11 protein-coding genes and 2 pseudogenes are annotated in these 13180 nt (G+C 55.2%); 8 read left to right on the top strand and 5 right to left on the bottom strand.

The window, feature by feature from the left end; genetic code table 11:
* Window positions 1–178 (top strand): annotated as a pseudogene (locus RTM06_RS13930) (inverse autotransporter invasin YchO); the annotation flags it as partial.
* Between the two features lie 91 nt (window positions 179–269).
* Here the strand turns inward: RTM06_RS13930 and RTM06_RS13935 are convergent.
* Window positions 270–1346 carry a porin gene (locus RTM06_RS13935; protein WP_312182882.1) on the bottom strand — a complete coding sequence of 359 codons (1077 nt, stop codon included), beginning with the start codon at window positions 1344–1346 and terminating at the stop codon, window positions 270–272.
* Window positions 1347–2222: 876 nt separating this feature from the next.
* Here RTM06_RS13935 and RTM06_RS13940 point away from each other — a divergent pair.
* The 6 genes from RTM06_RS13940 (at window position 2223) to spy (ending at window position 9186) form a co-directional block, all read left to right on the top strand.
* Complete coding sequence (locus RTM06_RS13940; RefSeq protein ID WP_312182884.1) at window positions 2223–3443, top strand: aspartate aminotransferase family protein; 1221 nt, start codon at window positions 2223–2225, stop codon at window positions 3441–3443.
* Window positions 3440–4471 carry an arginine N-succinyltransferase gene (astA, locus tag RTM06_RS13945; RefSeq protein WP_312182886.1) on the top strand — a complete coding sequence of 344 codons (1032 nt, stop codon included), beginning with the start codon at window positions 3440–3442 and terminating at the stop codon, window positions 4469–4471. Before RTM06_RS13940 ends, astA begins: the two co-directional genes overlap by 4 nt.
* Complete coding sequence (gene astD / locus RTM06_RS13950; protein WP_312182888.1) at window positions 4468–5934, top strand: succinylglutamate-semialdehyde dehydrogenase; 1467 nt, start codon at window positions 4468–4470, stop codon at window positions 5932–5934. Before astA ends, astD begins: the two co-directional genes overlap by 4 nt.
* The gene (gene astB / locus RTM06_RS13955) at window positions 5934–7262 is read left to right on the top strand and encodes an N-succinylarginine dihydrolase (RefSeq protein WP_312182890.1); all 1329 of its coding nucleotides are present in this window, start codon (window positions 5934–5936) and stop codon (window positions 7260–7262) included. Before astD ends, astB begins: the two co-directional genes overlap by 1 nt.
* Window positions 7263–7307: 45 nt before the next feature.
* Window positions 7308–8303: a succinylglutamate desuccinylase gene (gene astE / locus RTM06_RS13960; RefSeq protein WP_312182892.1), complete on the top strand. Its 996-nt coding sequence runs from the start codon at window positions 7308–7310 to the stop codon at window positions 8301–8303.
* A 385-nt stretch (window positions 8304–8688) separates the two neighbouring features.
* Window positions 8689–9186, top strand: coding sequence for an ATP-independent periplasmic protein-refolding chaperone Spy (spy, locus tag RTM06_RS13965; RefSeq protein WP_265296961.1), 498 nt, complete (start codon window positions 8689–8691; stop codon window positions 9184–9186).
* A gap of 79 nt (window positions 9187–9265) precedes the next feature.
* On the opposite strand, the gene cho is transcribed toward spy, so the two are convergent.
* The 3 genes from cho to RTM06_RS13980 all read right to left on the bottom strand — a co-directional run bounded on the left by cho (window position 9266) and on the right by RTM06_RS13980 (window position 12405).
* Complete coding sequence (cho, locus tag RTM06_RS13970) at window positions 9266–10126, bottom strand: excinuclease Cho (protein WP_312182895.1); 861 nt, start codon at window positions 10124–10126, stop codon at window positions 9266–9268.
* Between the two features lie 143 nt (window positions 10127–10269).
* Window positions 10270–11097: an ammonia-dependent NAD(+) synthetase gene (nadE, locus tag RTM06_RS13975; protein ID WP_008102906.1), complete on the bottom strand. Its 828-nt coding sequence runs from the start codon at window positions 11095–11097 to the stop codon at window positions 10270–10272.
* A gap of 117 nt (window positions 11098–11214) precedes the next feature.
* Window positions 11215–12405 carry a multidrug effflux MFS transporter gene (locus tag RTM06_RS13980; protein WP_312182898.1) on the bottom strand — a complete coding sequence of 397 codons (1191 nt, stop codon included), beginning with the start codon at window positions 12403–12405 and terminating at the stop codon, window positions 11215–11217.
* A 192-nt stretch (window positions 12406–12597) separates the two neighbouring features.
* Between RTM06_RS13980 and osmE the strand changes: the two genes are divergently transcribed.
* Entirely contained in the window at window positions 12598–12933 is a 336-nt protein-coding gene (gene osmE / locus RTM06_RS13985; protein WP_007892614.1) for an osmotically-inducible lipoprotein OsmE, read from the top strand.
* A gap of 55 nt (window positions 12934–12988) precedes the next feature.
* On the opposite strand, the pseudogene RTM06_RS13990 reads toward osmE, so the two are convergent.
* A pseudogene (locus RTM06_RS13990) lies at window positions 12989–13180 on the bottom strand (hypothetical protein); the annotation flags it as partial.

Consider the following 13180-nt stretch of genomic DNA (forward strand, 5'->3'; position numbering starts at 1 on the left):
CGTAATCATGCCCGCGTGGGATAGCTCGCCTGGCGCGCATAACAGTTATCGCTTGTCGGTGGTGTTAGAAGACAGCAAACAGAATCGCGTCACCTCGAATGAGATTGTCCTGCAATTGCAGCCGCCGTTCTCACTGGATCAGGGCGATGATAATCGCTTTGATTTGATGGCGCCGTAATTGCCACTCGCCAATAGAAAAAGGGCAGCCTTCGCTGCCCTTTGCGCATATTCAGCCGACACTAGCCGAATAGCAATGAGGGTAAAGCAACTTAGAACTGGTAAACCAGACCCACAGCGGTGACATCGTCAGTTGGGATGTTCAGCGCATTGTTGTCTTTCAACAGGTTAATTTTGTATTCAGCATACACAGACATGTTTTTGTTGAAGTAGTAAGTACCACCCACAGCAACGTATTTGGTGAGATCGACATCACCAATATTTTCAATCTCTTTGCCTTTCGATGAAACGTAACCGATTGAAGGACGCAGGCCGTTCAGGAATTGATACTGCGCCACAGCTTCAAAGTTAATCGCTTTGTTAGCAAAGCCCCCATTGATTGGGGTTGCGTTCAGCGTTTCGCCGTACATGGTTGCCAGATAAATCTGGTTCGCATCGTATTTCAGGCCAGTAGTCCAGTGCTGTGCTTTCTCGCCATCGCCACGTAAGGCCTGGTTCTGCGTATTGGTGCGATCCAGGCTGGCGTAAGCGCCAACCAGGCTCAGACCGAAATCGAAGTCATAGGAAGTGGAGAGTGCGAAGCCATCACCGTTTGAACGGCGAACCGCAATGTCTGCATTGTTACGATCGTTTTTACCTTCGTACTGAGCGGCAACGTTCCAGCCTTTCACCAGACCGAAGAAATCTTTGTTGCGCCAGGTCAGCACACCACCTGAGCGGCTGGACAGGAACCCATCAGAGTAACCTTGATCGCCACCGAAGAAGGGGAGCATATCGGTGTAACCCAGCACATCATAAATCAGACCGTAGTTACGACCGTAATCGATAGAGCCAAACTGACCAAACTTCAAACCAGCAAAGCCCAGACGGGTTCTGTTACCGTTGTTGGCATCGCTGCTGCCTTCAGAGTTGGTCAGGCTGTACTGATACTGCCATTGGCCATAGCCGGTCAGCTGGTCATTGATCTTGGTTTCGCCTTTAAAACCCAGACGGGTATAAGACGAGGTGTCGCCATTTGACGCATCGTTATCAGAGAACAGATGCGAGACGTTAATTTTGCCGGTCAGATCCAGTTTGTTGCCATCTTTGTTATAGATTTCGGCGGCCTGAGCCGAAGAAAGTCCCAGCAGTAAAGGCATCACTGCTGCCAGTAAGGAGCGCTTCATCATTTAATTTTTACCCTGTGATATTTTTTAATTTTGTCCCCTTGTTCGGGGTGAAAAGAAAATGACACAAAAGGTTAAAGATCGACAGTGCAATATATGTAACTAAATATTTCTCGTTAACTTTTTGTGTGATTTTTACTCTTAAATTCCATTATGTGGAATTTTGTATTGGTTAAACTTATCCATAAGACAAAAGGCAGGAAGATGATTTAAATATTTATTTACATGATTTTATTAGTTAATTTTAAATTTAAAGATGCGTAAATAAAGTAAGTAGCTCGTTCATGAAATAGCACAAGCCTATGCATTATTGTTCAATAGCAAATATCTGAATCCAACTAATCATTAGCAGAGTAATTATCGGTTTCATGGCTTTGTGTCCTTTTATTTCTGTTCTGATAATAACCTTGGTCACAAATGTTATTTAGCTTTTCGCTTAACAATGAACTGGCGAAATAATATTCAATCCAGCGAGGCAAATGTTAAAACCTAATTAATTACCCGGATGCTAAATTTGCACCGCGCTAACACTTTCCTGCACCAATCAGGCACATTGCGCCCCAAAAAAGTGCGTTTATCGCATTAATTTGGCGAAATATTTCCTGCCCGATCACAAAAGCAATATTTCATTTTGCCAATGCATAAATCCGCTAAATAAATTGCTGCTATTCAGCCCACATCAGACTGATATTCACTTTTTATGCAATTAATGTGAATAGCATTACTTCTTAAGTTATTGATATTTCGTAGTGGCAAGACGTTTATGCATTTTTGTGGCTGGCTGGCACGCTATCTGCAAGATACAGTAGAGCTGCCACTTAACATTTTTAACAATTTCAAAACAAAAGCTTCACCGGGTGTGAAGCAGGAGAAAGGGCTATGTCACAGCAGGTTTCGCGTCAAAATTTCGATCAATGGATGATGCCAGTTTATGCACCCGCGGCTTTTGTACCGGTTCGTGCTGAAGGTTCTACGCTGTGGGATCAACAAGGCAAAGAGTATATTGATTTCGCCGGTGGCATTGCCGTTAACGCCTTGGGTCATGCGCATCCCGCGTTGCAGCAGGCGCTGACCGAACAGGCGAGCAAACTGTGGCATACCGGTAACGGCTACACCAACGAACCGATCTTGCGTTTCGCCAAACAATTGATTGATGCCACCTTTGCCGATCGCGTGTTCTTCTGTAACTCCGGCGCCGAAGCGAATGAAGCCGCGCTGAAGCTGGCGCGTAAAACTGCGCACGACCGTTTCGGCGCTGAGAAAAATGGCATCGTTGCCTTTAATAACGCCTTCCACGGTCGCACGCTGTTTACCGTAACAGCCGGCGGACAACCGGCCTATTCCCGTGATTTCGCGCCGCTGCCGCCAGCGGTAGAACACGCTAATTTCAACGATCTGGCCTCGGCGGCCGCGCTGATCAATGACCAAACCTGCGCGGTGATCGTCGAGCCGATTCAGGGGGAAGGCGGCGTGCTGCCAGCCGATCCGTCTTTCCTGCGCGGGCTGCGCGAACTCTGCGATAAGCATCATGCGGTGCTGATTTTTGATGAAGTACAGAGCGGCGTGGGGCGTACCGGTTCGCTGTACGCCTATATGCACTACGGCGTGACGCCGGATGTATTAACCACCGCCAAAGCGCTGGGCGGCGGCTTCCCGATTGGCGCCATGCTGACGCGTGAAGATTTGGCGCAGGTAATAGGCGTCGGCACGCACGGCACCACGTACGGCGGCAACCCGCTGGCGGGCGCCGTCGCGGGCAAAGTGATGGAGTTGATTAATCAGCCAGCCTTTATGGCGGGCGTAACCGAGCGTCATCAATGGTTTGTTACTGCGTTGCAGGAACTTAACCAGCGTCTGCCGGTGTTTAAAGAAGTGCGCGGATTGGGACTGCTGATTGGCGCGGTGCTGAACGACGATTTCGCCGGTAAAGCCAAACAGTTCAACCTCACTGCGGCCGAAGAGGGCGTGATGGTGCTGATTGCCGGTGCCAATGTGGTGCGTTTTGCGCCAGCGCTGAACATCAGCGAGCGTGAAGTAAAAGAAGGCCTGGCGCGCTTCGAACGTGCCTGTGAACGCGTGCTCAAAGGAGCCACATCATGATGGTGATTCGCCCCGTCGAACGTGACGATCTTTCGCAGTTGTTGTCGCTGGCGGGCAAAACCGGGGGCGGCTTAACCTCGCTGCCTGCGGATAGCGATACGCTCAAAGCCCGTATTGAGCGTTCGCTGCTCACCTGGCAAGGTGCGCTGCCGCCTGCCGAACAAGGCTATGTGTTTGTGCTGGCCGACAGCGAAGACAATCGCGCCGTCGGCATTTGCGCCATTGAAGCAGCGGTGGGTTTGCAGGATCCCTGGTACAACTTCCGCGTCGGCACGCAGGTGCACGCCTCGAAAGAGCTGAATGTGTATGCCAGCCTGCCGACGCTGTCGCTGAGCAACGATCACACCGGCAGCAGCGAGCTGTGCACGCTGTTCCTCGATCCCGATTACCGCGATGGCAAAAACGGCCATCTGCTGTCGAAATCGCGTTTTCTGTTTATGGCTAACTTCCGCGACCGCTTTATGAAACACGTGGTGGCGGAGATGCGTGGCGTCAGCGATGAGAATGGCCACTCGCCCTTCTGGGACAGTGTCGGCAGCCGCTTCTTCTCGATGGAGTTCAGCAAAGCCGATTTCCTCAGCGGCACAGGCCAGAAAGCTTTTATCGCCGAGCTGATGCCCAAACATCCGCTCTACATTCATTATCTGTCTGAAGCGGCGCAAAAAGTAATTGGCGAAGTCCATCCGAAAACCGCGCCGGCGCGTGCGGTGCTGGAGGCGGAAGGCTTCCGCTATCTCAACTATGTCGACATCTTCGACGGCGGCCCGACGCTGGAGTGCGAAATCGATCGCATCCGTGCCATTCGCAAGAGTCGCCAGTTAACCGCAGAGAGCGGTGCCCCCGATGAAAGCTGGCCGCTGTGTCTGGTGGCAAACGCCGATTACCAGCATTTCCGCGTGGCGCTGCTGCCGGTGGATATGGCATCCGGCACGGTGAAACTGACTGAAAGCCAGCGCGCGGCGCTGCACTGCAACATTGGCGATCAACTGCGTGTGGTCACGCTGTGTCGCGAGGAGAAAAAAGCATGACGCATTTTATACAAGGTCAATGGGTGACCGGCGGCGCTGATGCCCTGAGCAAACAGAATCCGGTAACCGGCGAAACGCTGTGGCAGGGCAAAGCGGCATCGGCAGCACAAGTGGCTACGGCCTGCGAAGCGGCGCGCGCGGCGTTCCCGCAGTGGGCTAGAAAACCGTTTGCGGAACGTCAGGCGCTGGTGGAAGGTTTTGCCCGTCTGCTTGAAAGCCATAAAACCGCGCTGGCGGAAACCATCGCCCAGGAAACCGGTAAACCGCGCTGGGAAACGCTGACCGAAGTGCAGGCGATGATCAACAAAATCGCCATTTCGATTAAAGCCTATCACAGCCGCACCGGCGAACAGGCCGACGGTGAGAGCTCGTTGCGCCATCGTCCGCACGGCGTGCTGGCGGTGTTTGGTCCGTATAATTTTCCCGGTCATCTGCCGAACGGCCATATCGTGCCGGCTCTGCTGGCGGGGAACTGCGTGGTGTTTAAGCCAAGCGAGCTGACGCCGCTGACGGCAGAAAAAACCGTACAGCTGTGGGAACAAGCCGGTTTACCGGCGGGCGGGATGGCGCTGCTACAGGGCGGGCGTGAAACCGGCCAGGCGCTGGCCAATGCAGCGCAAATTGATGGCCTGTTGTTTACCGGCAGCGCCGCTACCGGCTATCACCTGCATCGTCAGTTCGCCGGGCAGCCTGAAAAAATGCTGGCGCTGGAGATGGGCGGCAACAATGCGCTGATTGTCGAAGATCCCTCTGATCTCGATGGTGCGGTACATATCGCTATTCAGTCGGCCTTTATTACCGCCGGACAGCGCTGCACCTGTGCGCGTCGTCTGCTGGTGAAGCGGGGCGCGGCGGGCGATGCCTTCCTGCAGCGTTTGGTTGAGGTCAGCGCGCGCTTGCAGCCTGGCGCATGGAATGCCGAACCGCAGCCGTTTATGGGCAGCGTGATTTCACCCGTCGCCGCCGGACATATTTTTGCCGCCTGGCAGCAGCAGGTGGAAAAGGGCGGAAAAGTGTTGCTCGGCATGCACTGGCCGGATCGCGACAGCGCCATCATCACACCGGGCATCATTGATGTGACCGAAGTGAAAGAGTTAGCGGATGAAGAGGTGTTTGGTCCGCTGCTGCAGGTGATTCGCTACGACAGCTTCGAGCAGGCGATTGCCATCGCCAATAACACCCGTTATGGCTTGTCATGCGGCCTGATTTCGCCCCAGCGCGCGCAGTTTGATCAGCTGTTGCTGGAGGCGCGCGCCGGTATTGTTAACTGGAACAAACCGCTGACCGGCGCGGCCAGCACCGCACCTTTTGGTGGCATTGGCGCCTCGGGGAATCATCGTGCCAGCGCGTGGTACGCCGCTGATTACTGCGCGTGGCCAATGGCGTCGCTGGAGAGTCCGAGCCTGGCGCTGCCGGGCAGCTTATCGCCGGGCCTCGATTTCTCGGCGCAGGGAGCGAAATAATGAAAGCGTTTGAAGCTAACTTTGATGGGCTGGTCGGCCTGACGCATCACTACGCGGGATTATCGTTTGGTAACGAAGCCTCGACGCGCAATCAGCTGCAACCCTCTAACCCGCGTCTGGCGGCGAAACAGGGCTTGCTGAAGATGAAAGCGCTGGCGGATATGGGCTACGTGCAGGGCGTGATCCCGCCGCACGAACGTCCTAATTTGCCGCTGCTGCGCCAACTTGGTTTTAACGGCAGCGATGAGCAGGTGCTGGCGCAGGCGGCGAAGCAGGCGCCGCAGCTACTGTCGGCGGCCAGCTCCGCCTCAGCCATGTGGGTGGCCAATGCCGCCACGGTGTCGCCGTCGGCGGATAGTGCCGATGGTCGCGTGCATTTCACCGTTGCCAATCTGAATAACAAATTCCACCGCGCTATTGAGGCGCCGGAAACGGCCGATCTGCTGCGCGCCATTTTCCGTCATCCGCAGCACTTCAGCGTGCACGATGCGCTGCCGCAGGTGGCGCAGTTCGGTGATGAAGGCGCGGCCAATCACAATCGCTTCGGCAGTGATTATGGCGATGCGGGCGTGCAGCTGTTTATTTATGGCCGCGATGGGCAGCAGCAGGGCGCAACACCGGCACGTTATCCGGCGCGCCAAACCCGTGAAGCCAGCGAAGCGGTGGCGCGTTTGCATCAGCTCGATGCGCAGCGCACGCTGTTTGCCCAGCAAAATCCGGCGGTGATCGATCAGGGCGTGTTTCATAACGATGTGATTGCGGTGAGCAATCAGCAGGTGCTGTTCTGCCATCAGGATGCCTTTGTTAATCAACCGCAATTGCTCAACGACCTCGCCGCGCGCGTTAGCGGTTTCCAGCCGATTGAAGTGCCGCGCGATAAAGTGTCGGTGACCGATGCGGTCAATACCTATCTGTTTAACAGCCAGCTATTGCAGCGTGCCGATGGCGGTATGCTGCTGGTGCTGCCCGAAGAGTCGCGCCAGCATGCGGGCGTGTGGCGTTATCTCAGCGAGCTGGTAGAGAGTGGCGGGCCAATTCGTGAACTGAAAGTGTTCGATCTGCGTGAAAGCATGTTTAACGGCGGCGGCCCGGCCTGTTTACGTCTGCGCGTAGTGTTAACCGAAACCGAGCGTCAGGCGCTGAATCCGGCGGTGCTGATGAACGATCGTCTGTTCGCCACGCTCAACGATTGGGTGGATCGCCACTACCGCGATCGCCTAACCCAGGCCGATTTAGCCGACCCGCAACTGCTGCGTGAAGGGCGCACCGCGCTGGATGAGCTGACGAAGCTGCTAGACTTAGGCAGTGTCTACGCGTTTCAGCGTTAACGCCGGGGTGAGAGGTTCGCCCCACGTCGTTAAAAAGGAGTGAACATGCAGGATTTTTTACAGCAGACTTTGTCTGGTGAGCCGCCACAGCAAAGAGAGGGCAGCAACGATCATCTGAGTTGGCAATGGCATAACGAGGGACTGATGTCCCTCACGCCGCATACGCCCACACAGCAGGCGCTGGTGCTCTCTGCGGGCATTCACGGCAACGAAACCGCGCCGGTGGAGATTCTCAATCTGTTGCTGACGCCATTATTAAAGGGCGAGAAACCGCTGGCGGTGCGTTTGCTGGTGATTTTGGGTAACCCCGCCGCGTTGCGCAGCGGCAAACGCTACCAGCAATACGATATCAACCGCCTGTTTGGTGGCCGCTGGCAGCAGGTGGCCGATGTACCGGAAGCGCAGCGTGTGTTGCAGCTCGAGCAGGAGCTCGAGAGTTTCTGGCGTGCCTGTCTCGATCACGAAGTGCGCTGGCACCTTGATCTGCATACCGCGATTCGCGGCTCGTATCATGCGCGTTTTGGCGTGATGCCGCTGAATCCTAATCCGTGGCCCGAACAGTTTATGCACTGGCTGGCGGCGGCAGAAATGGAGGCGCTGGTGTTCCACCGTTCACCGGGCGGCACCTTCACCCATTACAGCTGTGAGCACCATAATGCGGCGAGCTGCACGCTGGAGCTCGGCAAGGCGTTGCCGTTTGGTGAGAACGATTTGAGTCAGTTTAGCGGCGTGCAACGGGCGCTGGCGGCGTTGCTGTATGGCGAGACCTTGCCGGAGGTGCGCGAGCAGCCGCGCCATTATCGCGTGGCGCAGCAGCTGACCCGTCACGGTGATAAGTTTGTGTTGCACATGGGGCCAGAGACGCTGAACTTCACCGCTTTCCCGCAGGGCACACTGCTGGCGGAAGAGGGCGATCGGCGCTACTACGTGCAGCAAGCGCGCGAGTATGTGCTGTTCCCCAATCCGAATGTCGCGCCGGGATTGCGCGCCGGGCTGATGTTGGTGGAGGAGAATGAACAGACGCAGGCGCTGGCGTTGTAATTTTCCCTCACCCTAACCCTCTCCCGCAGGCGGGAGAGGGAATCGAACGAGCTAACATGTTGCAGCGTTTCCCTCTCCCTGTGGGAGAGGGCCAGGGTAAGGGCATCAAAGTGCAGAGGCGTTAAAACCGCCGACATTTCCCTTCCTGAAAACCGACAATACCGTTACACTCCTCCTTAATTCCTGCGTTTTTCCCTTGATTGTCATAAACTTTTGCAATTCCTCACGCATTTCTTCTCTTTCTCTCCATGATTGCCTGATCTCTGTCTTTTATGCTTTCAGGGCTTTACTCAGCCTCTGAATAGTTGACGTTCAGCGTCGTATGCTTGTTTCCGAAGACGCGACACTGGCTGTCGTCATTAAACTGATAAGTAAGGACAATATTATGCGTAAATTAACTTCTGTGTTCCTGGCTACCGCAATGGCTCTTGGTGCTGCAAATATCGTCCATGCAGCGGCTGACAATCTGACTCCGCCGCCAGCAGGCAGCGAAAAACCGATGCACAAGCCGCCGATGCGCCATCACGGTATGGAGATGATGTTTAAAGGTCTGAACCTGACCGATGCGCAGAAAGCGCAGATCAAAACTATCCTGCGTGATGGTCACAAAGAGATGAAGCGCCCGTCGCTGGAAGAGCGTCGTGCTGACCATGCCATCATCGCTTCCGATACCTTCGACCGTGCGAAAGCCGAAGCGCAGGCTGAGAAGATGACCGCGAACGCCAAAGATCGTGCGCTGCAGATGATGGAAACCCAGAACAAGATCTACAACGTGCTGACACCAGAGCAGAAGAAACAGTACAACGCGAACTTTGAGAAGCGCTTAACCGAGAAAGGCCCGCACGATGGCAAAATGACGCCACCGCCGGCTGATGCTGAATAAGTTCTTTCGCTAACTGAATAGAGACCGCCGGGGTTGTCCATCGCATCTGATGCTTTGGGCAACCTCGGCGGTTTTGTTTTTAAAGTTCGATCAGCGGGAACACGCCAGAAAGCAGCGGACGACAGAGGATTTTATAGCCGTCATGATCGAAACCGTGCGAGGCGCGCTGCAGCTGGCGTGCTTCGGCTTCACTGTTTACCGATCCCAGCCAGAACCAGTGATCGATCACATGAATTTGTGTAATGTCCGTGCCCGTTTCCACCATGCCAACCGGGCCTTGCCACGGCCAGCACTGAATGCGCATTTGCTCTAACGCCGCATGTAAGCGCTGCTGATGCTCAGCAACCGATTCGTTACCGCAGCAGGCACCGGCGCAGCGTTTCAGGGCGGAGCGAAAACAGCCGCGTCCCGGGCGCAACGATTCCAGCCCCAGCAAGCCGTGACACAAACGCTGCTCATCGGCGATGGCTTTTAGCTTCTCCAGCGCGGCAAAGCGACTGCGAAACAGGCCATAGAGATTGGGCGAGCGCGAGAAGTCGAGATCCTTTGCATATACCACCTGCGGCGCACCGTCACCCAGCTGCAGCGAACAGAGCTGGCGATTCTTACGCAGGCGCTTATTAAATAGCGGCTGTTGCGTTTTGATCATCTGCGCTTCCAGCAGCTGTGCGCCGACGTCGCCAGCCGTGGGGATCCAGGTGACGCGTCGCGCCTGACGCAGCATTTTGGCTTCATCGGGCGTACGGAAATGCGCCATCACCCGACTGCGCAGGTTGACGCTTTTGCCGATATACAACGGCAGATTTTCGCTTTCACCGTGAAAGGTATAGACGCCCGGCTGGTTGGGTAAACCTTCCAGCCACTGACGTAAATGTTCGGGGTATTGATAGATTGCTGCCGCATCGAAATCGAGGCGGTGGCTGGCTGCACGTCTGACCAAAGCACACTCCAATTACTGGTTGTCTATCCAGTGTATCAAACTGCGCTTTTTCTCGCCACTTTAGGTTCTGATTTGCATTGGTCGCCATGAATGGCGACCCTGCGGTGATTTGGCGGGGGCGCATTTATGCGCACTTGCGTAACTTACGGTTTCCAGAAATCGTCGAACACGGTGATCGGCGGGCGACGTTTGTGTTCGGTTTTCAGATACCAGCCTTCGATGGTTTTCGCTGCAGCAGCATCGATGGTTTTACCTTCCAGATAAGCATCGATTTGCTGATAAGTGACGCCGAGCGCTACTTCATCCTGCAAGCCGGGACGATCATCTTCCAAATCGGCGGTCGGATGTTTGAGATAGAGGTGCTCCGGGCAGCCCAGCGTTTTCAGCAGCTGTTTGCCCTGGCCTTTGTGCAGTCGGAAGATCGGGTTGATGTCGCTGCCGCCGTCACCGTACTTGGTGAAGAAACCGGTGATCGCTTCTGCCGCATGGTCAGTACCGACCACCACGCCTTTGGTCATGCCAGCAATGCTGTACTGCGCTTTCATGCGCTCACGCGCTTTTTCATTGCCGCGCACGAAATCCGACACCGTGATACCTGCGTCTTTCAACGCACGTTCGCTGGCCAGAATCGCTTCTTTAATGTTCACCACCAGCGTGCGGTCCGGCTGGATAAACGCCAGCGCATCCTGACAATCCTGCTCATCGGCCTGCACGCCATACGGCAAACGCACGGCGATAAAGGTGTAATCGTTATCGCCGCTCTCTTCACGCAGTTCGCGAATCGCGGTTTGCGACAAGATGCCGGTTAGCGTCGAATCCTGGCCGCCGCTGATGCCGAGCACCAGCGTTTTCAAAAAGGGATGGGCTTTCAGGTAAGACTTCAGAAAATCAACGCTGACGCGGATCTCCTGCTGCGGGTCGATAACGGGCTTTACACCAAGGGCTTCAATGATTTCCTGTTGCAGTGACATGAACCTCTCCTCAAGTCAGTAGCCTGACGGCACAATGCGAATCATCTGCTAAAGCTAACGCCTCTCCCCACAAACAACAAGCCGCACGTCTTGTTGTCCAGGTTATTTGCTGGCAAATCAGGCGTTTTTTGCCTTCTGCACCAGCAGATTGAACGACACAATCGCCAGCATAAAGCAGCCAAAGATGGTGCCGGTCATGCTCGCCACCGATGTGCCGCCCAGGCCGGTGATCGGCACGCTGATAGCACCAAAGGTGAACATGCACACGCCAATCACCGCCGAGGCGCTGCCCGCACGCTGGCCCTGGCTCTGCATCGCCAGCGAAGAAGCGGTGGTAGCAATCACGCCGTTACTGGCAATGGTGAAGAACAGTGCGACCAGCAGAATCGGCAGCGCCGCGCCGGTAAGTCCCGCCAGCAGCAAACAGCTCGAAGCGATAAATGCCAGCGTCAGGCCGCCTTTCAGCACGCGGTATTCACCCCACAGCGGACAGAGGCGCGCACTGGTTTGTGATGCAATAATCAGGCCGAGACCGTTGGCAGCGAAGCAGAAGCTGAAGGCTTGCGGGGTCAGCCCGTAAAGCTGTTGCAGTACAAACGGCGAGGCGCCGATGTAGGCAAACATGCCGGACATCATAAAACCTTGCGTCAGGCAGAAGCCCATAAACTGACGATGGGTGACGACCTGGCCGAGCGCCGCCCAGGTAGAAAAGATCGAGCCCTGACTGCGGCGCTCAGGCGGTAAGGTTTCGTGCAATTTCCAGCGGGCGAGAAAGATCAACACGATGGCGATGCAGCCGAGCACCACGAAAATGCCGCGCCAGTTGAGCACCGTCATCAAGGCTCCGCCCAGCACCGGCGCACCAATTGGCGCTAACCCGTTGACCAGCATCAGCAGGGCAAAGAAACGCGTCAGTTCATGACCGCTGTACATATCACGGGCAATCGCACGCGACAGCACCGCGCCGCCTGCGCCCGCCAATCCTTCAAACAAACGTGCCACCAACAGCGAGTTGATATCTTTTGCCAGCGCACAGCCAATCGAGGCAATAAACAGCAGCACCAGCGATAACAGCAGCGGACGCAGGCGACCAAATTTGTCGCTCATTGGCCCAAACAGCAACTGACCGGCACCCAAACCGAGCAAGCCGGCGGTAAGGCTCAGCTGCGCCGTGGCGGTTTCGGTGTGCAGATCGCGCGCCAGTTCCGGCAGCGCCGGCAGGTAAAGATCGATACAAAGTGGCCCGAGCGCCGCGAGCAGGCCCAGCGTGATGGCATAAACCAGCCGATGAGAAGGTGCAGGTGTCATTAATCCTCTGTCTTTATTCATTGCTATAGGTATTTTTTCGCGGGTGATTATACGAACCGTAGCGCATCAACACAGCATTTTTACCAAATCCTAACGCTTCGGAATTTAGCTAAATTTATCCCATAAAGTTGATAAATCTGGATTTATGTTCCAGGCTAATTTCACACGGACAAAAAAACGAGGAACAACAACATGAATAAAGTGATGGGATGTATCGCTGCCGCTATGACGCTGGCAGCCCTGTCTGGTTGTACGACTTATGACAAAGCCGAAAGCTACGTAACCAAGCCGGTAGTGAAGGATGTTAAGAAAGGTATGACGCGCGATCAGGTTCGCCAGATTGCTGGTCCAGCCTCTACTGAAATCACCATGGTTCACGCCCGCGGTACTTGCCAGACTTACGTGATTGGCGAGCGCGACGGCAAACCGCAGACCTATTTCGTTAGCTATAACGATACCGGTCGCGTCATGAACTACGGTTTCCAGAGCTGTAAAGACTACGATACCGATCCGCAAGCGGCTCAGTAATCGCAGCAGAACAAGAAACGGCCCGTCATTGACGGGCCGTTTTTCGTTGTGGCGCTTATAAACCGTAGGGACGCGGCACTTCGATATACTCGCCGCCAATCTCGCGCTGGTAGTAATGGCCTTCCTGTACGTAATAGCGCTTGCCGTTGAAATCCAGCACGCGCATTCCGCCGCCCGGCGGGGCTTCAGGCGGCTGCACCACCACATAGGTGTCGCCCTGACGCTGATAGTAGTTACCGTTCAGCAT

The sequence above is a fragment of the Pantoea sp. CTOTU46764 genome, assembly GCF_031974595.1.
GTDB lineage: Bacteria > Pseudomonadota > Gammaproteobacteria > Enterobacterales > Enterobacteriaceae > Pantoea > Pantoea trifolii.

What these genes read in the sequence shown, in the direction of transcription:
- RTM06_RS13935 (WP_312182882.1), bottom strand. Translation starts at nt 1,346, where the DNA reads ATGATGAAGCGCTCCTTACTGGCAGCAGTGATGCCTTTACTGCTGGGA.
- RTM06_RS13940 (WP_312182884.1), top strand. Translation starts at nt 2,223, where the DNA reads ATGTCACAGCAGGTTTCGCGTCAAAATTTCGATCAATGGATGATGCCA.
- astA (WP_312182886.1), top strand. Translation starts at nt 3,440, where the DNA reads ATGATGGTGATTCGCCCCGTCGAACGTGACGATCTTTCGCAGTTGTTG.
- astD (WP_312182888.1), top strand. Translation starts at nt 4,468, where the DNA reads ATGACGCATTTTATACAAGGTCAATGGGTGACCGGCGGCGCTGATGCC.
- astB (WP_312182890.1), top strand. Translation starts at nt 5,934, where the DNA reads ATGAAAGCGTTTGAAGCTAACTTTGATGGGCTGGTCGGCCTGACGCAT.
- astE (WP_312182892.1), top strand. Translation starts at nt 7,308, where the DNA reads ATGCAGGATTTTTTACAGCAGACTTTGTCTGGTGAGCCGCCACAGCAA.
- spy (WP_265296961.1), top strand. Translation starts at nt 8,689, where the DNA reads ATGCGTAAATTAACTTCTGTGTTCCTGGCTACCGCAATGGCTCTTGGT.
- nadE (WP_008102906.1), bottom strand. Translation starts at nt 11,097, where the DNA reads ATGTCACTGCAACAGGAAATCATTGAAGCCCTTGGTGTAAAGCCCGTT.
- RTM06_RS13980 (WP_312182898.1), bottom strand. Translation starts at nt 12,405, where the DNA reads ATGACACCTGCACCTTCTCATCGGCTGGTTTATGCCATCACGCTGGGC.
- osmE (WP_007892614.1), top strand. Translation starts at nt 12,598, where the DNA reads ATGAATAAAGTGATGGGATGTATCGCTGCCGCTATGACGCTGGCAGCC.